The organism is Variovorax sp. 54, assembly GCF_002754375.1.
Lineage (GTDB): Bacteria > Pseudomonadota > Gammaproteobacteria > Burkholderiales > Burkholderiaceae_C > Variovorax.
Genome location: NZ_PEFF01000001.1, coordinates 2,761,004 through 2,780,291, shown reverse-complemented (window position 1 = coordinate 2,780,291; position 19,288 = coordinate 2,761,004). Strand labels below are relative to the sequence as shown.

General features: G+C 68.4%; 20 protein-coding genes. 6 read left to right on the top strand and 14 right to left on the bottom strand.

The window, feature by feature from the left end; all coding sequences use genetic code 11:
* Nucleotides 1-170 precede the first annotated feature (170 nt).
* From CLU95_RS12860 to CLU95_RS12840, 5 genes are all read right to left on the bottom strand, one after another.
* Nucleotides 171-596 (bottom strand): organic hydroperoxide resistance protein, encoded by a 426-nt coding sequence (locus CLU95_RS12860; protein WP_062481095.1) that lies wholly within the window; start codon nucleotides 594-596, stop codon nucleotides 171-173.
* Nucleotides 597-671: 75 nt separating this feature from the next.
* Nucleotides 672-1,124, bottom strand: coding sequence for a MarR family winged helix-turn-helix transcriptional regulator (locus CLU95_RS12855; RefSeq protein WP_099793625.1), 453 nt, complete (start codon nucleotides 1,122-1,124; stop codon nucleotides 672-674).
* An 842-nt stretch (nucleotides 1,125-1,966) separates the two neighbouring features.
* The gene (locus CLU95_RS12850; protein ID WP_099793623.1) at nucleotides 1,967-2,815 is read right to left on the bottom strand and encodes an ABC transporter permease; all 849 of its coding nucleotides are present in this window, start codon (nucleotides 2,813-2,815) and stop codon (nucleotides 1,967-1,969) included.
* 10 nt (nucleotides 2,816-2,825) lie between these two features.
* A complete protein-coding gene (locus CLU95_RS12845; protein ID WP_257214613.1) occupies nucleotides 2,826-3,788 on the bottom strand; it encodes an ATP-binding cassette domain-containing protein in 963 nt (320 codons plus the stop codon).
* A gap of 38 nt (nucleotides 3,789-3,826) precedes the next feature.
* Nucleotides 3,827-4,717 (bottom strand): LysR family transcriptional regulator, encoded by an 891-nt coding sequence (locus CLU95_RS12840; protein WP_099793620.1) that lies wholly within the window; start codon nucleotides 4,715-4,717, stop codon nucleotides 3,827-3,829.
* Between the two features lie 105 nt (nucleotides 4,718-4,822).
* Here CLU95_RS12840 and CLU95_RS12835 point away from each other — a divergent pair, with 105 nt between their 5' ends.
* Together CLU95_RS12835 and CLU95_RS12830 are read left to right on the top strand one after the other, a co-directional pair.
* A complete protein-coding gene (locus CLU95_RS12835; protein WP_099793618.1) occupies nucleotides 4,823-5,488 on the top strand; it encodes a glutathione S-transferase family protein in 666 nt (221 codons plus the stop codon).
* A complete protein-coding gene (locus CLU95_RS12830; RefSeq protein ID WP_099793616.1) occupies nucleotides 5,485-6,450 on the top strand; it encodes a pyridoxamine 5'-phosphate oxidase family protein in 966 nt (321 codons plus the stop codon). Before CLU95_RS12835 ends, CLU95_RS12830 begins: the two co-directional genes overlap by 4 nt.
* 1 nt (nucleotide 6,451) lies before the next feature.
* Here CLU95_RS12830 and CLU95_RS12825 read toward each other — a convergent pair whose 3' ends face one another.
* Nucleotides 6,452-7,618 carry a cytochrome P450 gene (locus CLU95_RS12825; protein ID WP_099793614.1) on the bottom strand — a complete coding sequence of 389 codons (1,167 nt, stop codon included), beginning with the start codon at nucleotides 7,616-7,618 and terminating at the stop codon, nucleotides 6,452-6,454.
* 83 nt (nucleotides 7,619-7,701) lie between these two features.
* Here CLU95_RS12825 and CLU95_RS12820 point away from each other — a divergent pair, with 83 nt between their 5' ends.
* Nucleotides 7,702-8,397 (top strand): ArsR/SmtB family transcription factor, encoded by a 696-nt coding sequence (locus CLU95_RS12820; protein WP_099793612.1) that lies wholly within the window; start codon nucleotides 7,702-7,704, stop codon nucleotides 8,395-8,397.
* A gap of 6 nt (nucleotides 8,398-8,403) precedes the next feature.
* On the opposite strand, the gene CLU95_RS12815 is transcribed toward CLU95_RS12820, so the two are convergent.
* The 7 genes from CLU95_RS12815 to CLU95_RS12785 all read right to left on the bottom strand — a co-directional run bounded on the left by CLU95_RS12815 (nucleotide 8,404) and on the right by CLU95_RS12785 (nucleotide 15,375).
* The gene (locus CLU95_RS12815) at nucleotides 8,404-9,426 is read right to left on the bottom strand and encodes a Bug family tripartite tricarboxylate transporter substrate binding protein (RefSeq protein WP_180288592.1); all 1,023 of its coding nucleotides are present in this window, start codon (nucleotides 9,424-9,426) and stop codon (nucleotides 8,404-8,406) included.
* Nucleotides 9,427-9,551: 125 nt separating this feature from the next.
* Nucleotides 9,552-11,069, bottom strand: a complete 1,518-nt coding sequence (locus tag CLU95_RS12810) for an AMP nucleosidase (protein WP_099797264.1) — start codon at nucleotides 11,067-11,069, stop codon at nucleotides 9,552-9,554.
* A 39-nt stretch (nucleotides 11,070-11,108) separates the two neighbouring features.
* On the bottom strand, nucleotides 11,109-11,657 hold the full coding sequence (locus CLU95_RS12805; RefSeq protein ID WP_099793610.1) for a TIGR00725 family protein: 549 nt from the start codon (nucleotides 11,655-11,657) through the stop codon (nucleotides 11,109-11,111).
* Nucleotides 11,608-12,429: an ABC transporter permease gene (locus tag CLU95_RS12800; RefSeq protein ID WP_099793608.1), complete on the bottom strand. Its 822-nt coding sequence runs from the start codon at nucleotides 12,427-12,429 to the stop codon at nucleotides 11,608-11,610. The genes CLU95_RS12805 and CLU95_RS12800 overlap by 50 nt, the downstream gene beginning before the upstream one ends.
* Nucleotides 12,430-12,442: 13 nt before the next feature.
* On the bottom strand, nucleotides 12,443-13,519 hold the full coding sequence (locus tag CLU95_RS12795) for an extracellular solute-binding protein (RefSeq protein ID WP_099793606.1): 1,077 nt from the start codon (nucleotides 13,517-13,519) through the stop codon (nucleotides 12,443-12,445).
* A gap of 30 nt (nucleotides 13,520-13,549) precedes the next feature.
* Entirely contained in the window at nucleotides 13,550-14,578 is a 1,029-nt protein-coding gene (locus CLU95_RS12790) for an ABC transporter ATP-binding protein (RefSeq protein WP_099793604.1), read from the bottom strand.
* Nucleotides 14,575-15,375 (bottom strand): ABC transporter permease, encoded by an 801-nt coding sequence (locus CLU95_RS12785; protein WP_099793602.1) that lies wholly within the window; start codon nucleotides 15,373-15,375, stop codon nucleotides 14,575-14,577. Before CLU95_RS12785 ends, CLU95_RS12790 begins: the two co-directional genes overlap by 4 nt.
* A gap of 153 nt (nucleotides 15,376-15,528) precedes the next feature.
* Here CLU95_RS12785 and CLU95_RS12780 point away from each other — a divergent pair, with 153 nt between their 5' ends.
* Both CLU95_RS12780 and CLU95_RS12775 read left to right on the top strand, forming a co-directional pair.
* Nucleotides 15,529-16,443, top strand: coding sequence for a LysR substrate-binding domain-containing protein (locus CLU95_RS12780; protein ID WP_099793601.1), 915 nt, complete (start codon nucleotides 15,529-15,531; stop codon nucleotides 16,441-16,443).
* Nucleotides 16,444-16,495: 52 nt separating this feature from the next.
* Nucleotides 16,496-17,404 (top strand): ketopantoate reductase family protein, encoded by a 909-nt coding sequence (locus tag CLU95_RS12775; RefSeq protein ID WP_099793599.1) that lies wholly within the window; start codon nucleotides 16,496-16,498, stop codon nucleotides 17,402-17,404.
* Here the strand turns inward: CLU95_RS12775 and gorA are convergent.
* A complete protein-coding gene (gorA, locus tag CLU95_RS12770; RefSeq protein ID WP_099793597.1) occupies nucleotides 17,401-18,759 on the bottom strand; it encodes a glutathione-disulfide reductase in 1,359 nt (452 codons plus the stop codon). The genes CLU95_RS12775 and gorA overlap by 4 nt on opposite strands.
* A 223-nt stretch (nucleotides 18,760-18,982) precedes the next feature.
* Here gorA and CLU95_RS12765 point away from each other — a divergent pair, with 223 nt between their 5' ends.
* On the top strand, nucleotides 18,983-19,276 hold the full coding sequence (locus CLU95_RS12765) for a double zinc ribbon domain-containing protein (protein ID WP_373668822.1): 294 nt from the start codon (nucleotides 18,983-18,985) through the stop codon (nucleotides 19,274-19,276).
* Nucleotides 19,277-19,288 lie beyond the last annotated feature (12 nt).

Below are 19,288 nucleotides of genomic sequence, written 5' to 3'. Positions count from 1 at the left end.
TCGGCGTCACCCGTGAGACAGAGATGAAAAAAGCGCCCGGGCTTGTGGCCGGGGCGCTTTGGGGTTCCCTTCAAGGGAACACCGAGGAACCGGCTTTGCCGGGCCTCAGGTGTTGCCCCCGGTAGGGGGTTGGCGAAGCGACACGAAGTGCGCGTAGCCTGGGGGTGAGCTCAAACAATCGTCAGTTCGACGTCGATGTTGCCGCGCGTTGCGTTCGAGTACGGGCAGACCTGGTGGGCCGTGTCGACCAGCAGCTTCTTCTGTGCGTCGTCGAGGCCGGGCAGCGAGATCGCCAGTTGCACCGAGATGCCGTAGGCCGCGCCGCCGTTCGTCGGCCCGAGGGAAACCTTCGAGTCGATGGCGACTTCTTCCGGCACCTTGACGCTGATCTTCGGGCCGACGGCCTTCATGGCGCCGATGAAGCAGGCGGCGTAGCCGACCGCGAACAGCTGCTCGGGGTTGGTGCCGGGCTTGCCCGAACCGGGCGAGCTCAGCTTGACGTCGATGGCGCCATCGCTGGACTTGCCGGCGCCGTCACGGCCGCCGACGGTGTGGGCTTCTGCGGTGTAGAGAACTTTGTCGAGCTTGGTGGTCATGGTGATTTCCTTTGGCTTGGGGGTGGTGAAAGGGCTTCCTGGGGAGGCCTGGGAGAACTGTGATTGGGTTGTGTGTCAGGCGGCTTTGCGGATGCGGTCGCGCAGGGTCTGGATTTGTTGCGTGAGGGCGATCAGCTCGGGGACGGAGCATTCGGCGGCGGCCATGAGGCAGGCGGGGACGTTGGCGGCGCGGGTCTTGAGCTTGCGGCCTGGGGCGGTGAGCATGATGTGCACGCGGCGCTCGTCTGCGACGTCGCGGACTCGGGATACGTAGCCATTGGCTTCGAGGCGCTTGAGCAGCGGGGTCAGCGTGCCGGAATCCAGCGAGAGGCGTTCGCCCAAGGCAGAGACGGTGGGGCCGTCTTGCTCCCAGAGGGCGAGCATCACGAGGTATTGGGGGTAGGTGAGCTGGAGCTTTTCTAGCAACGGCTTGTAGAGGCGGGTCATTGCCAAGGATGCGGAGTAGACGGCGAAGCAGAGCTGGTTGTCTAGCTTGAGCATCTCGTCTGGTGGGGGTTTCGTTGGCATGGGTGGAATTGTAGTTCGCAATTCAATTGCGTGCAATGTAGTTGTTTTGGGTGACCTTGGCTTGTTGGTCGTTTTGCTTTCCGAGGCCGGGAGTTCCGCCCGGCGGCGGACTTACTTTCTTTTGCTTCGCCAAAAGAAAGTAAGCAAAGAAAAGGCGACCCCACTGTCTGCGTCCCTCCGCTTCGCTACGGGCAACCTGCGGTGCTCGCGTTTCGCGGGGTCTCGCAGAACTCGCTGCGCTCAAACAGCTGCGAGCCCTGATCCGCGAAACGCTGCGCTCCTCGGCGCATACAGAGGGGGTGGGCACCGAACGGGCCATCGCTTTGCTCGGCTTGCAATCGGGCCTTTGCTTCGCTCGGCCTCGTTGTGGTTGGGCCGCTGTTTCGTTCGGCGGCTGGACTGGCTCCCTCTCCCCTTGGGGAGAGGGCGGGGGGGAGGGCATCGGCCTTCATGCGCGCGAGGCGGTGTTTCTGTGCCGCGGACCCTCACCCCAACCCTCTCCCCAAGGGGAGAGGGAGCAATTCAGGCCGAGCGAAGCGAAGGCTCGTGAGGTGTTCAGGCGCCGAGCGAAGCGATGGCCCGTCAGGTATCCCAACCCCTTCTGTATGCGCCGAGGAGCGCAGCGTTTCGCGGATCAGGGCTCGCCCTTGTTTGAGCGAAGCGAGTTTGGGCGAGACCCCGCGGAACGTGAGCACCGCAGGTTGCCCGTAGCGAAGCGCAGGGACGCAGACAGTAGGGTCGCCTTTCTTTTGCCTACGTTTCTTTGGCGAAGCAAAGAAAAGTAGGTCGCCCGCCGGGGCGAGACCCGGCCTCGGGAAAGAACAAGAACCACGCCCCAGGAACTACCCCCGAAACCTCTTCCGAGTCAGCGCCAAAGCAACCCAGAAAGCAACAACCGCATACACAACCAACACCCCCGCATGCACCCACCACCCCTCAGGCCACCGATCCATAAACAACGGCCGCACCAAAGCAACAGCATTCGTCAAAGGCAACCAGGCAGCCACAGCACGCACAGCAGAAGGCAGTTGTTCCAGCGGAAAAAACACCCCACTCAAAAACATCATCGGCGTCATGAACAACGTGAAGTAATAAGTAAAAAAGTCATACCCCTTAGCCAGCGCATTGAAGATCAACGCCACAGAAGAAAACGTGATCCCACACCCAATCAACACCATCCACGCCACGATCAACTTCGGGCTGTGACTGATCCCCAACCCCAACATCACAAACAAGATCGCAGTCACCGTAAAAATCGACTTGAACGCCGCCCACAGCATCTCCGCGAGCACGATGTCATCCAGCCCCACCGGCGCATTCATGATCCCGTCCCACGTCTTCTGCACATGCATCCGAGAAAACGCCGAATACAGCGCCTCGAAGCTCGCCGCATTCATCGCACTCATGCAGATCGACCCACTCGCCAAAAACAGGATGTACGGCACCTGCGTGCCATCCACCGTCACCTGCCCGACGAGCGCGCCCATGCCGTAGCCAAAGGCCACAAGCCAGATCAACGGTTCTGCGATGTTGCCGATCAGGCTCGGCAAGGCGAGCTTGCGCCACACCAGCAGGTTGCGCAAAAACACCGGCCACCATCGCATCGAAAGCTCAGGCGCGCGCCACACAGAGGGTGAAGGCGGCACAGGTGTTTCGGGGGGAACCGCAGAAGAAGCAGTGGTCGTGTTCATAAAAGAAGGTCTAGCCATCCTGGCGAATCTGCCGGCCAGTGAGCTTGAGGAAAAGATCTTCCAGGTTGGCCGGCCGATGGAAGGTCCGCAGCCCGCCGTGCTGCGTCAACGCGTCGAGCAAACGCCGCGCATCCTGCGTGTAGAAGAACACGGTCTCTCCGCTCACCTCCACGCGCGCAGCCAGCGCCTGCAGCTCGGCCGAGCCGGCCAGCGACAGCGCACCGTTGCCATACACCTCCACCACGTCAGGCTCCAGGTGCTCGGCGATCAGGTCACGCGGACGGCCCTCGGCGATCTTGCGGCCGTGGTCGAGTACCAGCAGGCGAGAACACAGGCGCTCGGCCTCGTCCATGAAGTGCGTGGTCAACAAGATCGACTTGCCCTGCTGCAGCAACACCTGCAGCCGCTCCCACATCAGATGCCGCGCTTGCGGGTCGAGGCCGGTGGTGGGCTCGTCGAGCAGCAACAACTTGGGGTCGTTCACCAACGCGCGCGCCAGCGACAGCCGCCGACGCATGCCGCCCGACAGCTCGCCGGGCTTGGCATTGGCCTTGTGCGAAAGCGCGGCGAACTCCAGCAATTGGGGCACGCGTGCGCGCACGTGCGCCTTGCTGAAGCCGAAGTAGCGGCCGTACACCACGAGGTTCTCGGCGCAACTGAAGTCGGGGTCGAGCGTGTCGAACTGCGACACCACGCCCAGCTGCGCCTTGATGGCCAGCGCGTCGCGCGGCATCTGCAGGCCCAGTGCCTCGATGCTGCCGCCGTCGGGCGCAGTCAGGCCCAGGCACATGCGGATGGTGGTGGTCTTGCCCGCGCCGTTCGGGCCGATCACGCCCAGGCACTCGCCGGGCGCGATCTCGAACGAGAGGTCGTCGACAACCGTGGTCTCGCCGTAGCGCTTGCGCAGCCCACGGACCTGGAACAACGGGGAAGAGGAAGAAGAAGGCGAGGAGGGGGTGGTGTGGGATGGCACGCGGTCATTCTGACGCAGCCGGCCGATTGGCGCAGCGGCTACATGCGCAAGCCGCTGAACTCGGTTTTCATCCAGTCGATGAAGGCCCGCGTGCGCGCCGGCAGCAGCCGCGCGTTGGGGTAGATCACGCTCACGGGGCGAGGCGCGGGCTCGTAGTCTTCGAGCACCAGCTGCAGCCGGCCCTGCGCCACATACGGCAGCACCTGGTAGGAGAAGAAAGTGCCGAAGCCCATGCCCGCGGCGCAGGCTTCGATGGCGGGTGCGAGGTGATTGAACTCGAGGCGGTTCTCCGGCGTGACGTGCACGGTCTTGCCGCCGTCGCGGAACGCCCATTGCGGCGGTGCATCAATGCGCCCGCGCACGCAGGGCGCACCGGCCAGGTCGCGCGGATGGCGCGGCACGCCGTGTTGCGCCAGGAACGCGGGGCTGGCCGCCACCACGCGCCGGATGGTGCCCAGCGTCTGCGCCACCAGCGACGAGTCTTCAAGCGGGCTGATGCGGATGCCGACGTCGATGCCCTCTTCGAGCAGGTTCACCGTGCGGTCGTGCAGCCGCACGCTGCAGCGCACCTTCTCGTGGCGCTGCATGAAGCGCACGATGGCCGGCGCCACGTACATGTGGCCGAACAGCACCGGCGCGGTGATGACCAGCTGCCCCGCGGGCTCGCGCGCCTCGGCCTTCAGCGCCTGGTCGGCGGCATCGGCCGCGAGCAGCACCTCGCGCGCGCTCGGCAGGTAGTGACGGCCTTCCTCGGTGAGCGACAGGCGCCGCGTGGTGCGGTGAAACAGACGCACGCCCAGGTGCGCTTCGAGCGCGGCGAGCGCGCGCACCACGACGGGCAGCGAACTGCCGAGCGCCTCGGCGGCGCGGGTCAGGCTGCCCTGGTCGGCAATCTGCACGAAGGTCTGCATGGCTTTGAAGCGATCCATGGTGCGATTAAACCGGAAAACGCAGCAGTCAAATCCGGCAAAGGCTATTCATTCATTTGATGGAAGAGAGAAGAATCGAGGGCATACCCACCCGAAGGACTTTCCATGACCGAGAACACCGCTGCCGCCCGCCTGCCCGCCCAGCCCATCCAGCTCTACGGCAACGCCATCTCGGGCCACGTGCACCGCGTGCGCTTCTTCCTCTCGGTGCTCGGCCTGCCTTTCGAGATCGTCGAACTCAATCTGCGCCAGCGCGAGCACCGCACGCCGGAGTTCCTGGCGCGCAACCCCTTCGGCCAGGTGCCGGTGATCGAGGACGGCGAGGTCACGCTGGCCGACTCCAACGCCATCCTCGTGTACCTCAACGAACGGTACGCCCCCGATCCGGCGCGCTGGATGCCGCGCGACCCGGTGGGTGCGGCGCGCGTGCAGCGCTGGTTCTCGGTGGCGGCCGGCCCGCTGGCCTTCGGGCCCGCGGCGGCGCGCATCATGGTGCTGTTCGGCGTGGACGCCGACCGCACCGAAACCGTCAAGCGCTCGCACGCACTGCTCGCCGTGATGGAAACCTGCCTGACCGGCCAGGCCTTTCTCGCCGGCCCGTCGGCCACGCTGGCCGACATCGCGAACTACGCCTATGTGGCCCATGCGCCCGAGGGCAGCGTGTCGCTCGACGCGTATCCGCAACTGCGCGCCTGGCTGGCGCGCGTCGAAGCCTTGCCGGGGTTCGTGCCGATGGTGCGCACACCGGTCGGCCTGGCGGCGGTCGCATGATCGCGGCGCCATTCCACGCGGGAGAGCGCGCGTTGCAAGCGCTCGTGGGTTCGCGCGAGCAGATGGAGGCCATCGGGCCGCGCGTGATCCGCGACTACATGCCCGACCAGCACCGCGAGTTCTTTTCGCTGCTGCCGTTCCTCGTGGTCGGCAGCCTCGATGCTGACCTGCAGCCGTGGGCCAGCATGCTCGCGGCGCCCGCCGGCTTCGCGTACTCGCCCGATGCGATGCACCTGCGCATCGATGCGCTGCCGGACGCCGGCGATCCGCTGGCGGGCCAGCTCGTGCCCGGCGCCACGCTCGGGCTGCTGGGCATCCAGCCCCACACACGGCGGCGCAACCGCATGAACGGCACGGTCGAGGCGCTTGATGCGGGCGGCTTCATGGTCGAGGTGCAGCAGAGCTTTGGCAACTGCCCGCGCTACATCCAGGCGCGCGAGCCGGTGTTTGCCGCAGCGCCGGCCAACGAGCCCGCAGTGCAGTGGCTCGACACGCTCGACCTCGCCGCCGAACGGCTCATCGGCGCGGCCGACACGCTGTTCATCGCCACGGCGTACCCCGACGCGGCGGCGGTGGGCGACGAGGCCGATGCGCGTTCGCACGGCGTCGATGTGTCGCACCGCGGTGGTCGCCCCGGCTTCGTGCGCGTCGATGCGGGCGGCGTGCTCACGGTGCCCGACTTCAACGGCAACCGCTTCTTCAACACGCTCGGCAACCTGCAGGCGCACCCGCGCGCGGGCCTGCTGTTCGTCGATTTCGACACCGGCGAGCTGCTGCACCTGAGCGCCACGGCGGAGATCGTCACGGACGGCCCCGAGGTCGCGGCGTTCGAAGGCGCGGAGCGGCTGATGCGTTTTCACGTCACGCGCGCGCTGCGCCGTCCGGCGGCATTGCCGCTGCGCTGGGGCGAGGCCGCGTTGTCGCCGCACCTTGCAGGCACCGGCCGTTGGGCCGCGCACTGACTCAGTCGAAAACGGGGATGCGCCCGTTGACCGACGGGCGGTAGTGCCACCTGAGCGCATCGAGATCGGATGCGCGTTGTTGACGCAGCAGCGCTTCGAGGCCTGCTGCAGCCAGCGTGCAGGCCAGCGCCTGCCCGGGACACGCATGCATGCCATGGCCGAAGCCAAGCACGCGGCGCTGGGCTCGCACCGGCATGAAGCGGTCGGGCTCGGGATTGAACGCCGGGTCGCGGTGCGCCGAGGCCAGCAGCACCAGCACCGCATCGCCCGCCGCCAGCGAGGTGCCGGCGATCTCGACGGGTTCGATCGCGAAGCGGCGCGTGTTCTGCACCGACGGGTCGTGGCGCGCCGTCTCTTCGACGATCGCGAGCAGCCCGTCGCGCGTGCGTGCCAGCGGGCGCAGTGCGGGCTCGCGCACCAGTGCGATCAGGCTGTTGCCCAGCAGGCCCGCCGTGGCGTCGCAGGTCTGCGAGAGCAGGCCCACGAGGTTCGCCAGCAGCGCGCGTGAGAGCGGGGCGCTCGCGGCGCTTTCGGTCAGCACTGCTGCCAGCAGCGTGCCGTCGCGCGGCGAGGCGTTCGCGCTCAGGGCTTCGAAGCGGGTCATCAGCTCGCCGGCCGCCGCGCTCGCGGCCTGCAACTGGTCGGCACTCGACAACGGCGAGAGGCAGGCGACGAAGTCGCGCATCCAGCGGTCCACCTGCGGCAGCGCCGCGTCGTCGAAGCCGAGCAGGTGCGCCATCGCGCGCACGGGCAGCGAGAACAGCGCGTCGGACAGCGGTGCGTGCGCGGGCACCTGCCGCGCGATTGCGAGCGCGGCGGCGTGTGCCGCATGAAGATCGAGCCCGGCCAGCGCACGCTGCAATGCCGGCCGGTGCGCCTGGTGCGCGGGGCCGTCGTTCATGCGCACGAGGTGGCCGAACACCTCGCCGGCCGGGCTGCCCACGATCGCGCGCGGCACGGGCTCGGCGGCGGGGCGCACGCGCAGCGCACCGTGCGCCTGCAGCACCTGCAGGACGACATCGGCGCGGCTCGCAACCCAGACGCGCAAGCCGTCGTGCCACACGAGTGATGGGCCGTCGCGCAGGGTGGCGTAGTACGGGTACGGGTCGGCGTGCGTGGCGGCGGCGACCGGATCGGCGGGGTGGTGGGGGAGCACAGCGGTGGTCATGGCGCGCAGTGTGCGTTCGGGGCTGCCGACACACTTCGTTCGCGAACGAAGTGTGGGATGCGGCGCCGCTTTAGGATGGCCGCATGGACGACACCACCGCTTCCGACCTTCAGCTCGCCCGCCTCGCCGGCGCCATCGCCGAACCGGCGCGCGCCCGCATGCTGAACTGCCTGATGGACGGCCACGCCCGCACCGCGACCGAGCTGGCCACCGTCGCCGAGGTGGCGGCCTCGACCGCGAGCGCGCACCTTGCGCGCCTGAAGGAAGAGCGGCTGGTCGAGGTGCTCGTGCAAGGCAAGCACCGCTACTTCCGCCTGGCCAGCGACGACGTGGCCGCCGCACTCGAAAGCCTCATGGTCGTGGCCGGCGCGCCGCGCCCCACGGCGGCCGCCTTCCAGCCGAACACGCCGAGCCGCCTGCGCAGTGCCCGCACCTGCTACGACCACATGGCCGGCACCGCGGGCGTCGCGCTGCACGACCGGCTGCATGCGCAGGGCTGGCTCAGTGGGCTGGAGAGCGGCTCGTACGAGCTCACGCCCGACGGCGCGATCGCGCTGGAGAGCCTGGGCGTCGAGGTCGACGCCGTGCGCCGTTCACGCCGCCGCTTCGCCTGTGCCTGTCTCGACTGGAGCGAACGCCGCCCGCACCTGGGCGGCGCACTCGGGGCTGCGTGGCTGCAGCTGTCGCTGCGGCGCGGCTGGGTGCGGCAAGAGCTCGACGGGCGTGCGCTCACGCTGACGCCGAAGGCGCAGCGGGAGATGCCGGAGTTGTTTGCCTGAAGGCGCTCAGGCCTTCAGCTTGAGCAGATAGATCAGCGGCCCAGCCATCGCAATGTCGAGCTCGAGAAAGCTCTCGAAGTCCTTGCCCGCCATCCAGTACGGGTCCCAGTTGTTGCGCTTGATGGTCTTCTGCCAGAGGTCGTGCGCGGTGGCGCGCTGCACTGCGTCGAGCAGCTGGCCGCGGCGGTAGGGCGGCACCTTTTTGCCGGTCATCACGCCGCGCCAGTTGGCCAGGTCGGCGTCCACGCCCTGCTGGCGCACCGACGAAATCCCCTGGAACGGGTGCTTCGACGACACGCCGATGGCGCGCAGCTTGCCGTTCGTGATGTTCTCGGCGAACTCGCTGTAGCCCGAGATGCCGACCGCCGCCTTGCCCGTGTCGAGCGCTTCGACGACCTGCGCGCCGCCCGGGTGCGGCTGGTAGTTCAGCGACGCCGAGGCGCCGGCCACGCGCGCCAGCATGCCGGCGAACATGTGGTCCACGCCGCCGGCCGAGCCGCCCGCGATGACCGTGTTGGCGGCATCGGCGCGCAGCTGGGCGATGAGGTCCTTGGGGGTCTTGATGGGCGAGTCGGCCTTGACGGCGACCACCTCGTAGTCGCTGGTGAGCCGCGCCACGGGCGACACGTGCGCGAGCGTGACGGCGGGCTTTTGCAGCGCCACCGCGCCGACCATCACCATGCCGCTGACCAGCAGCGCCTCGGGGTCGGCGTCGTACTTCTCGACGTACTTGGCCAGCCCGATGGTGCCGCCCTTGCCGCCGATGTTCTCGTAGCTGACGGTGCCCACGGCGCCCGAAGCCAGCAGGGCGGCACCGAGGGCGCGGCCGGTCTGGTCCCAGCCACCGCCTTCGTTCGCGGGAATGACGATGCGCAGCTTGCTGCTCAGCGGCGCGTCGGCCGCACGGGCGTTGCCGGCCCACAGCGCGGCCTGGCCCGCACCGGCGGCTGCGGCCGAGGCTGCCAGCCAGGTGCCGAAACGGCGGCGGGACAGGGGAAGGGCAGCGGCAGTTGGCGAAGACGGGCGCATCGTGTTTCCAGTTGTGTACGTGACAGCCAATGATGTCCGCGAAACACCGCCATCACGCCCTCGCTCTCACAGGGAGAAACCCTGAGGGAGAATGCAAAGGAAAAGCAAACGAAACGCGTCGGAGCCTACTGGAAAGCCACTTCCGCGAAGCTTCGCAGCTTGCGGCTGTGCAGCCGGGTCGTGCCTTCCTGGCGCAGGATCTCGATGGCGCGCATGCCGATGCGCAGGTGCTGCTCCACGCGCTCGCGGTAGAAGTGGTTGGCCATGCCGGGCAGCTTGATCTCGCCGTGCAGCGGCTTGTCGCTCACGCACAGCAGCGTGCCGTAGGGCACCCGGAAGCGGAAGCCGTTGGCCGCGATGGTCGCGCTTTCCATGTCCAGCGCTACGGCGCGGCTCTGGCTGAAGCGGCGTTGCGGCTGGTTGCCGGGCAGCAGCTCCCAGTTGCGGTTGTCGGTGCTGGCCACGGTGCCGGTGCGCATGATCTTCTTCAGGTCGGGGCCTTCGCACTTCGTGACGTCGGCCACCGCCTGCTCGAGCGCGAGCTGGATTTCCGACAGCGCCGGAATCGGCACCCACAGCGGCAGTTCCTCGTCGAGCACGTGGTCCTCGCGCACGTAGGCGTGCGCCAGCACGTAGTCGCCCAGCTGCTGCGTGTTGCGCAGGCCCGCGCAGTGGCCCAGCATCATCCAGGCGTGCGGGCGCAGCACGGCGATGTGGTCGGTGATGGTCTTGGCGTTGGCCGGGCCGACGCCGATGTTCGTCATGGTGATGCCGCTGTAGTCCTCGCGCACGAGGTGGTAGGCCGGCATCTGCGGCAGGCGCGGCGGCGCGGTGCCCTGGCTGCCGTCCAGCAGGTGGGCGAAGGTGTCGCTCTTGCCCGCGGCCAGCCCGCGCCGGCGCGTGATCACGTTGCCGGGCTCGATGAAGGCGATGTACTCGCTGTTCTCGTCGGCCATGGCCTCGTGGCCCAGGCGCACGAACTCGTCGATGTAGAACTGGTAGTTGGTGAACAGCACGAAGTTCTGGAACCACTCGGGCGCCGTGCCCGTGTAGTGGCGCAGGCGGTGCAGCGAGTAGTCGACGCGCGCCGCCGTGAACAGCGACAGCGGCTGCGGCTCGCCGGGCAGCGCCTCGAAGGTGCCGTTGGCAATGCCGTCGTCCATGGCGCCCAGGTCGGGCAGGTCGAACACGTCGCGCATGAGGGCGCGGCGCTCGGCGCTCATGGTGCCTTCGATGTGGTCGTTCTCGGCGAACGAGAAGTGGATGGGAATGGGCTGCGTGCTGGTGCCCACCTCGAGCTCGACCTGGTGGTTCTCGAGCAGCAGGCGGAACTGGTCGAGGTAGTAGCGCGAGAACAGGTCGGGCCGCGTCAGCGTGGTCTCGTAGCGGCCGGGGCCGGCCACGAAGCCGTAGCTCAGGCCGGCGTTGGCCGGCGGCGTGTGGCGGGACACGGTGTGCGTGTGCACCCGCACGAACGGGTAGCAGGCCCGCACCCGGTCCGGCAGCGCCTCGCCGGCGACGAAGCGCAGCATCGATTCGCGCAGGTGGGCAAGGCCGCCCTGGTAGATGGCTTTGACCTGGTCGAGCGCCTCGGCGGCGTCGGTGAAGCGGGCGGGAGCGACGAAGGTGGGCATGTAGGGCATGCCGTCATTGTGCAATGCGCCCGTGTCGCCGGGGAGGCCCTAGTCCAGCAGGCAGGCCAGCACCTTGGCGAGCATGTCGTCCACGTCGGTGGCCTGCACCGCACCGGGCAGCGCAACGTCGCCGTGCATCACGAACACCGGCTTGCCCCACTTCAGGCCCATCGCCATCTCCGACAGCGTGCCCATGTTGCCGCCGATGGCGATCAAGCAGACGCCGCTGCGCGCGATGATGCCGTTGCGCATCTCGCCCATGCCGGTGGGAATGGCCACGCTGAGCCATTCGTTGGCGTGGCGGTCGTCGTCCTCGGGCAGGATGCCCACGGCGATGCCGCCGGCTTCCACCGCGCCGCGCGAGGCTGCGGCCATCACGCCGCCGCGCCCGCCGCAGACCACCGCCATGCCCGCGCCGGCCAGCGCATGCGCCACCGCGTAGGCGGCCTCGCATTCGGCCGGGCCGCCGTCGCCGGGGCCTAGCATCGCCACCGGCTGGCGGTGGCGCTGCGGCCCCCACTGCCGTTGCGCCAGGCGCGTCAGCGCCTCAGTGACCGGCGCCGACAGCACCGCGCTCGCGCCTTCGTGTAAAGACATCGCCCACTCCCATCACGACCACACACACCACCATCAGCACCAGCGACAGAGCCGCCGCCACCGCGAAATCGGACCCGCCGTCGCCCACCTGCGCGAGCAGCATCAGCGGCAGGATGTTCAGCTGCGTGCCCACCAGCGCCAGCGCCGTGCCGTAGGTGCCCATCGCAATCGCGGCCACCATGCAGGCGTTCGACAGCACCGAAGGCATCACCTCGGGCACCACCGTGTCCCAGAAGGCGCGCGCCTTCGATGCGCCCAGCGTGCGCGCCGCCTGCGCCGGGCGCAGGTCGAGGTTGGCGAACACCGGGTACAGCGACAGCGCCACGCGCGGGATCAGGTAGTAGGCATAGGCGAAGCCCAGGCCCGACACGCTGTAGATCCAGCTGCCGATCACGGCCGGGTCGGCGCCCAGCCCCGCGAGCAGCTGCGTCACGAAGCCCGCGCGCCCGAAGGCGAGGATGAAACCGTAGGCGATCACCAGGCCCGAGAACGCCAGCGGCAGGCCCAGCAAGGTCATCATCCATTGGCGCCGGCCCTCGGGCTGGCGCGCCAGTTCGATCGCGATGCAGGTGCCCACCAGCGCCGAGATCGCACCCGCCGCCAGGCCCAGGCCCAGCGTGTTGCGCAGCGCGCCCAGGAACAGCGGGTTGCCGAACAGCCGCCCGAAGGCGCTGCCGCCCTCGCCGAAGGCTTCGGGCAGCAGCGCCGCGAGCGGCACCGCGAAGAAGAGCGCCATGAAGGCCCACGCGGGCCAGGCGCCAAAGCGTCGCATCACGGCCTTCTTCTTACTTGCCCAGCGCGGCCTGCGCCCAGAGCTTGTCGACCTCGGCCTTGCGCTCCGAGGCCTTCACCACGTCGAGCGGGCGGATCTGCGGCGCGGCCGGCATCTTGGCCGCCACGTCGGCACTCAGCGGCGTGCCCGGCACGGCAGGCCGCACGAAGCCCTGCGCGAACAGCGTCTGGCCGGCCTCGCTCATGATGAAGTTGAGCCACAGCTTGCCGGCGTTCGGGTTCGGGCCGTTCTTCACCAGGCTGATGGCATACGGCGCTGCCACGCTGGCTTCCTTCGGAATCACGACCTCGACCGCGTCGCCCATGCCGTCGACATGCTTGGCCTTGAGGCCGTCGTTCTCGTAGCTGATCCACACCGGAATCTCGCCCTTCAGAAACTTGGCATACGGCGTGGTGCCTTCCACGCGCAGCACGTTGCCGGCCGCATGCAGCTTGCCCAGGTAGTCGGTGCCGGGCTGCACGTTGTCGACGCTGCCGCCGTTGGCATAGGCCGCGGCGAAGGTCAGCACCTGGCCGATGCCGGTGGAGCGCGGGTCGAGGTACACCACCGTGCTCTTGAACTCGGGCTTGAGCAGGTCGGCCCAGCCGGTGGGCACGTTCTTCACCAGCTTCTTGTTCACCAGGAAGGCGATGTTGAGCGTGTGGATGGTGAACCAGCGGCCCTCGGCCTCACGGAACACCGGCGGCAGCTTGTCGAAGTTGACGGGCTTGAAGGGCGCGACCACGTCCTTCTTCGCGGCATCGACGGCCGAGGCCGCGAAGTAGTAGGCGGTGTCGGCTTGCGGGCGGCGCTTGGTCTTCTCGAGCGCGACCACGGTGGCGGCCGAGCCGATGTCGTTGTAGGTCAGCTCGATCTCGGGGTAGCGCTTCTTGAAGTCGCGGAACAGCGATTTCCAGTTGGCCCACTCGGGGCCGGTGTCGAAGGAGACGCACAGGCCTTCCTTCTGCGCTTCGGCGTACAGCGCCTTCTCGCCCGCATACAGCTCGGGGCCGTCGAAGGCAAAGGCGGTGCGGGCCAATGACAGCACGGGCAATGCGCCGGCGGCCTGGATCAGATGTCTGCGTTGCATGGTGGCTCCTTGGAGGAATGGAGGAAGAGGTCAGTGGTCGAGCAAACGGAGGTGTTCGGGCGCGATGGCAATCGCTTCGGCAGCCGGCGCGGCCGACTCGGCGAGGAAGGGCTTGCCTGCGCCCGCCACGTCGAAGTCGTAGCGCGTGAGCGCGCCCAGGTAGCGCTGCGCGCCGATGCGGCCGGCCAGTCGGTTCACGCTGTCGGGTGCGGGGTCGGGTCGGATGTGTTCGGGCCGCACCAGCACGTGCACCGCGGTGCCGAAGGGGCGGGTGCCGGTCTCGGCGAAGAGTTCGGCAAAGCCCATGTCGAGCCGGCCCGGTGACGCCACCTTCGCGGGCAGGATGGTCGAGAGCCCGACGAACTCGGCCACCGCGCGGCTCGCGGGGTGCTCGTAGATCTCGCGCGGCGTGGCGATCTGCAGCAGCCGGCCGTCTTTCAGCATCGCCACGCGGTCGGCCATCACCAGTGCTTCTTCCTGGTCGTGCGTGACCAGCAGCGTGGTGGCGTTGAAGCGTTGTTGTATCGAACGGATCTGGTCGCGTAGATGGCCGCGCACGCTGGCGTCCAGTGCGGAGAGCGGCTCGTCGAGCAGCAGCGCACGCGGGTCGATGGCGAGCGCGCGGGCCAGCGCCACGCGCTGCTGCTGCCCGCCCGAGAGCTGCGCCACGGCGCGCTGCGTGTAGTCGCCCAGCCCGACGATGTCGAGCAGTTCCTGCGCGCGCTTGCGGCGCTCTGCCGTGTCGACCTTGCGCAGCTTGAGCCCGTAGGCCACGTTGTCGAGCACGCTCAGGTGCGGAAACAGCGCGTAGCTCTGGAACACCATGCCGATGTGGCGCTGGTGCACGGGCGTGCGCGACATGTCGTCGCCGCCGAGCACGATGCGGCCCGTGTGGCCGGTCTCCAGGCCCGCCACCAGCTTGAGCAGCGTCGACTTGCCCGAGCCGCTGGGGCCGATCACCGCCACGAGTTCGCCGGTGCGCACGTCGAGCGACACGTCATGCAGACCGTGCGTGCTGCCGGGGTAGTTGTAGCTGACGTTGTCCAGGAGGAGGCTCATGCGCGTCGCTTCACAAGGGAGGAGGAAAGAAGGGCCGACGCGCTCGCCAGCACGAGAAGGATCACCGTGGCCGCGCAGGCAAAGCCCGTCGCGCCATAGAAGGCCTGCAGCAGCACCACCGGATAGGTGCGGTTCTGGAAGCTCGTGAGCAGGTTCGACAACCCGAACTCGCCCACCGAAATGGCGGCCACCATCACCAGCCCGCTGATCAGGCTCTGGCGCAGGCCGGGCAGCACGATGCCGGTGAACTGCTGCCAGCCCGAGGCCCCGAGCGTGGCGGCGGCCTGCTCGAGCCGCCCGAGGTCCTGGTGGCGCAGGTCGGTCAGCAGCGTGTTCGTGAGGTAGGGCAGCGTGAGGATCGCGTGCGCCGCAATCAGCAGCGGCATCGAGCCCAACCAGGGAGCGAGGTCGGTGTTGAAAACGATCATGTAGCCGAAGGCCAGCGTGATGGTCGGCACCGCGACCGGCGTGGCGCTCACGATGCGCGCCGCGATGCTGCTGCCGCGCCGCGCGCCGTGGTACAGCGCATAGGCCAGCGGCAGCGCCAGCACCGTGTTGATCGCGCAGGCGCTCATCGCCACCACGAGGCTGCTCACGAAGGCCTTGCGGAACGAGGTGTCGAGCCACAGGTCGACATACCACTGCCCGGTGATGCCCGTGGGCAGCAGCGTGTTGGTCCAGTTGCCGCCGAAGCTGCCGATCATCAGCAGGGCGATGGGCAGCAGCAGGTACAGGCCGTAGACGAGCGAGATGCCGCGAATCAAGGGGTGTCTCCGAATGTCTTGCGCAACCGGCATACTTTCCGGATGCTCTACTTTTTGCGCACGGCGGGTTGCCGCGTTCCTGCGAATTCTAGGAAGCACCTGCGTACTTATGGGTGAAACTTGGATGACGACGCTTGAGCAATTGGAAAGTGTTTTTCACGCAGCTTTCATCAACCGGAGCCATGCATGAAGCGTGATTGCCCCACCATCCAGGAGCTGCTGGCCTTCGACGCCGTGGCGCGCCAGCAGAGCATCACGCTCGCGGCCGGTGCGCTGTGCATCACCGTGAGCGCTGTGAGCAAGCAGATCGCGGGGCTCGAGGCCTTTCTCGGCCGCGAGCTGCTGCAGAAGAACGGCCGCGGCGTGCAGCTCACGCCGCAGGGGCGTGTGTACTGGCAGAAGATCTCGGGCGGCCTGCGCGCCATCGAGACCGCGACCTTCGAGGCGCGCTCGGGCGATGCCGGTGCCGGCCTGCTCACGCTGGCCAGCGTGCCCACCTTTCTCACCAAGTGGCTCATCCCGCGCCTGCCGGCCTTCAGCCAGAAGAGCCGCCACGTGATGCTGAGCTTCAGCCGCCACCTGGAGCCCAGCGACGGCATTCCGGCGGGCGTCGATGCGGCCATCCGCTACGGCCCCGACGGCTGGCCCGGCGTGGTGTCCGAATACATCGCGGGGCGCGAGTTCGTGCTGATCGTGGCGCGTGCGCTGGTCGAGGGGCGCCACCGCATCGCGCAGCCCATCGACATCGTCGGCCACACGCTGCTGCACCACGAGGGCGCGCCCACCGCGTGGCGCCAGTGGGCCGCGCAGCACGGCGTGCCCGAAGTGCAGACCGTGGCCGGCCCGCGCTTCGCGCAGTACTCGGCGCTGATCCAGGCAGCGCTCAACGGGCTGGGCATCGGGCTCGTGCCCAAGCTGCTGGTGCAGGAAGAGCTGGCCGAAGGCGCGTTGCTGAGCCCCTGCGGCACACCGGTGCGCGTGGACCAGGGCCATTACCTCTGCTACCGGCCCGACCGCCTCGACCTGCCGGCCTTCGCTGCGTTTCGCGAATGGATCATGGGCGAGGGGCAGAAGTCGCGCGGCGTCGAGACCGAGGCATGAGGCGGCCGTCTTCGCTACGCTCTGTCCACGGAACAACCAAGGAATCGAATCGATGAAAGTCGCAGTCATGGGTGCCGGCGCGGTCGGCTGTTACTACGGCGCCATGCTGGCGCGCGCGGGTCACGAGGTCGTGCTGATCGGCCGGCCTTCGCATGTGGAGGCGGTGCGCGCGCACGGGCTGCGACTCGAGGCCAAGACCTTCGACGTGCAGGTGCCGCTCGATGCCAGCACCGAAGCGGACGCGGTGCAGGGCGCCGACCTCGTGCTGTTCTGCGTGAAGTCCACCGACACCGAATCGGCCGCCGCGCAGATCGAGGCGCACCTCGCGCCCGGCGCGCTGGTGCTCACGCTGCAGAACGGCGTCGACAACGACGCGCGCGTGCGATCGGTGTTGACGTCCCACGACGTGGCCGCTGCCGTGGTCTACGTGGCGACCGAGATGGCAGGGCCGGGCCACGTGAAGCACCATGGCCGCGGCGAGCTGGTGATCGCGCCGTCGCGCCGCAGCGACGAGGTCGCGCAGGCACTGATCGCCGCCGGCGTGCCCACGCAGGTTTCCGACAACGTGCGCGGCGCGCTGTGGGCCAAGCTGGTGCTCAACTGCGCCTACAACGCGCTGTCGGCGGTGTCGCAGCTGCCGTACGGCGAACTCGTGCAGGGCACCGGCGTGAGCGACGTGATCCGCGACGTGGTCGCCGAATGCCTCGCAGTCGCGAAGGCCGAAGGCGTGGTGATTCCGGGCGATGTCGACGCGGCGGTGCGCGGCATTGCGCAGTCGATGCCCTCACAGTATTCGTCGACCGCGCAAGACCTCGCACGCGGCAAGCGCAGCGAGATCGACCATCTCAACGGGCTGGTGGTGCGGCGGGGCGAGGCGCTGGGTGTGCCGACGCCGGCGAACCGGGTGTTGTTCGTGATGGTGAAGCTGCTGGAAGGCAAGCAGCCCCAGGCCGGCGTCTAGCCGGGCATCGGTTCGCGCATCGTCACGAACTCTTCAGCGGCCGTCGGGTGGATGCCGATGGTGCTGTCGAAGATCGCCTTCGTCGCACCCGCGCGCATCGCCACCGCAAAGCCCTGCACCACTTCACCCGCGTCCGCGCCCACCATGTGCAGGCCGACGACGCGGTCGCTCTTCTTGTCGACCACGAGCTTCATGAAGGTGCGCTCGCTGCGGCCCGAGAGCGTGTGACGCAGCGACTTGAACTCGCTGGAGAACACGGTGACCTCGCCGAACTTCGCGCGTGCGTCGATCTCGCTGTAGCCGCAGGTGCCGATGTTGGGGTGCGTGAACACGGCGGTGGGAATGAACTCGTAGTCCATGCCGCGCTTGCCTTTGCCGAACAGTGCATCGACCACCACCATCGCCTCGGCCAGTGCCACGGGCGTGAGCTGCACGCGGGTCGACACGTCGCCCACCGCGTAGATCGACGGCACCGAGGTGCGGTAGTGCGCATCGACCGCGATCGCGCCCTTGTCGTCGACCTTCACGCCGGCCGCCTCGAGGCCGAGCCCCTGCGTGTTGGGTACGCGGCCGGTGGCGAAGAGCACGGTGTCGGCCTCGATCTGCTGGCCGCGCGCGAGCGTGACCACGAGACCGTCGGGGCCGCGCGCGATCGACGAGACCTCGCAGTTCAGGCGCACGTCGACGCCGGCCTTGCCCATCTCGGTGGCGAGGAACTGGCGCACGTCGTCGTCGAAGCCGGTGAGCAGGTGGGCGCGGCGGTGCAGCTGCGTCACCTTCGAGCCCAGGCCGTTGAAGATCGACGCGAACTCGCAGGCGATGTAGCCGCCGCCCACCACCAGCAGGCGCTTGGGGAACGGGTCGAGGTCGAACATCGCGTCGGAGGTCACGATGTGTTCGCGGCCCGCAATTGCGGGCACGAAGGGCGTGCCGCCGGTGGCCACCAGCAGGTGGCGTGCGGTGTGGCGCTTGCCGTCGATTTCCACCGTGTGCGCATCGACCAGCTGCGCCCAGCCGGTGACGAGCGTGACGCCCGAGTTTTTCAAGAGCGAGCCGTAGATGCCGTTGAGCCGGCCGATCTCCTTGGCGCGCTGCGTCTTGAGGTGGCCCCAGTCGAACTGCGGCGCCTCGGGCAGCTTCCAGCCGTAGCCTTCGGCTTCCTCGAAGGCCTCGGCATAGCCGGCCGCATAGCTGTAGAGCTTCTTTGGGATGCAGCCCACGTTGACGCAGGTGCCGCCCAGTTCGGCGGCCTCGGCCAGCGCGACGCGCGCGCCGGTTTGCGCCGCCATGCGCGCGGCGCGCACGCCGCCGCTGCCGCCGCCAATGACGAAGAGGTCGAAATCGAATGGTTGCATGAGAAAGATGCTCCTTGCGGCCGACTGTAGCGGCGGGGCGATGGCGGCGCTTCGGGCGCGGGCATGGCCGTGAAGCACCGCGGCCCGCGAGGGTCTTTGGCAGGGGCCGCTTGACCCTGAAGCTGCTTCAGGGAATCCACTGACTGCAGGCCCACGGGAATTCATCGCCGTCGGCGACGTTGCCACCGGCCTGTTGCACGACGCAAGGGAGAAACACATGGGCATGCTCGAACGACTCTTCGGTGGACATGGGGGCTCGCGCCACGGCGGCGGGGGCGGGCACCATGGTTCGCAAGGCGGCTACGGGTACGGCCGCGACGCACCGCCGCCGCCACCATCCGGTGGCAGCGCCTGCCCGGCCTGCCGCGCGGTGAACGCCGCCGGTGCGCGCTTCTGCCAGCAATGCGGCGCGTCGATGCTGCCCGCGGCCTGCCGGCAGTGCGGCACGGCGATGGCGCCCGGCGCGAAGTTCTGCGCGCAATGTGGCCAGTCGACGGAGGCGGCACCGCGCGCCTGATCCGTGAAAAGG

Excerpts from the sequence above, each read along its gene's own strand:
- CLU95_RS12810 (WP_099797264.1), bottom strand. The coding sequence starts at position 11,069 with ATGCCCTACATGCCCACCTTCGTCGCTCCCGCCCGCTTCACCGACGCC.
- CLU95_RS12860 (WP_062481095.1), bottom strand. The coding sequence starts at position 596 with ATGACCACCAAGCTCGACAAAGTTCTCTACACCGCAGAAGCCCACACC.
- CLU95_RS12780 (WP_099793601.1), top strand. The coding sequence starts at position 15,529 with ATGAAGCGTGATTGCCCCACCATCCAGGAGCTGCTGGCCTTCGACGCC.
- CLU95_RS12765 (WP_373668822.1), top strand. The coding sequence starts at position 18,983 with ATGCTCGAACGACTCTTCGGTGGACATGGGGGCTCGCGCCACGGCGGC.
- CLU95_RS12805 (WP_099793610.1), bottom strand. The coding sequence starts at position 11,657 with ATGTCTTTACACGAAGGCGCGAGCGCGGTGCTGTCGGCGCCGGTCACT.
- CLU95_RS12790 (WP_099793604.1), bottom strand. The coding sequence starts at position 14,578 with ATGAGCCTCCTCCTGGACAACGTCAGCTACAACTACCCCGGCAGCACG.
- CLU95_RS12835 (WP_099793618.1), top strand. The coding sequence starts at position 4,823 with ATGACCGAGAACACCGCTGCCGCCCGCCTGCCCGCCCAGCCCATCCAG.
- CLU95_RS12825 (WP_099793614.1), bottom strand. The coding sequence starts at position 7,618 with ATGACCACCGCTGTGCTCCCCCACCACCCCGCCGATCCGGTCGCCGCC.
- CLU95_RS12855 (WP_099793625.1), bottom strand. The coding sequence starts at position 1,124 with ATGCCAACGAAACCCCCACCAGACGAGATGCTCAAGCTAGACAACCAG.
- CLU95_RS12820 (WP_099793612.1), top strand. The coding sequence starts at position 7,702 with ATGGACGACACCACCGCTTCCGACCTTCAGCTCGCCCGCCTCGCCGGC.
- CLU95_RS12850 (WP_099793623.1), bottom strand. The coding sequence starts at position 2,815 with ATGAACACGACCACTGCTTCTTCTGCGGTTCCCCCCGAAACACCTGTG.
- CLU95_RS12830 (WP_099793616.1), top strand. The coding sequence starts at position 5,485 with ATGATCGCGGCGCCATTCCACGCGGGAGAGCGCGCGTTGCAAGCGCTC.
- CLU95_RS12795 (WP_099793606.1), bottom strand. The coding sequence starts at position 13,519 with ATGCAACGCAGACATCTGATCCAGGCCGCCGGCGCATTGCCCGTGCTG.
- CLU95_RS12775 (WP_099793599.1), top strand. The coding sequence starts at position 16,496 with ATGAAAGTCGCAGTCATGGGTGCCGGCGCGGTCGGCTGTTACTACGGC.
- CLU95_RS12815 (WP_180288592.1), bottom strand. The coding sequence starts at position 9,426 with ATGCGCCCGTCTTCGCCAACTGCCGCTGCCCTTCCCCTGTCCCGCCGC.
- CLU95_RS12800 (WP_099793608.1), bottom strand. The coding sequence starts at position 12,429 with ATGCGACGCTTTGGCGCCTGGCCCGCGTGGGCCTTCATGGCGCTCTTC.
- CLU95_RS12785 (WP_099793602.1), bottom strand. The coding sequence starts at position 15,375 with ATGCCGGTTGCGCAAGACATTCGGAGACACCCCTTGATTCGCGGCATC.
- gorA (WP_099793597.1), bottom strand. The coding sequence starts at position 18,759 with ATGCAACCATTCGATTTCGACCTCTTCGTCATTGGCGGCGGCAGCGGC.
- CLU95_RS12840 (WP_099793620.1), bottom strand. The coding sequence starts at position 4,717 with ATGGATCGCTTCAAAGCCATGCAGACCTTCGTGCAGATTGCCGACCAG.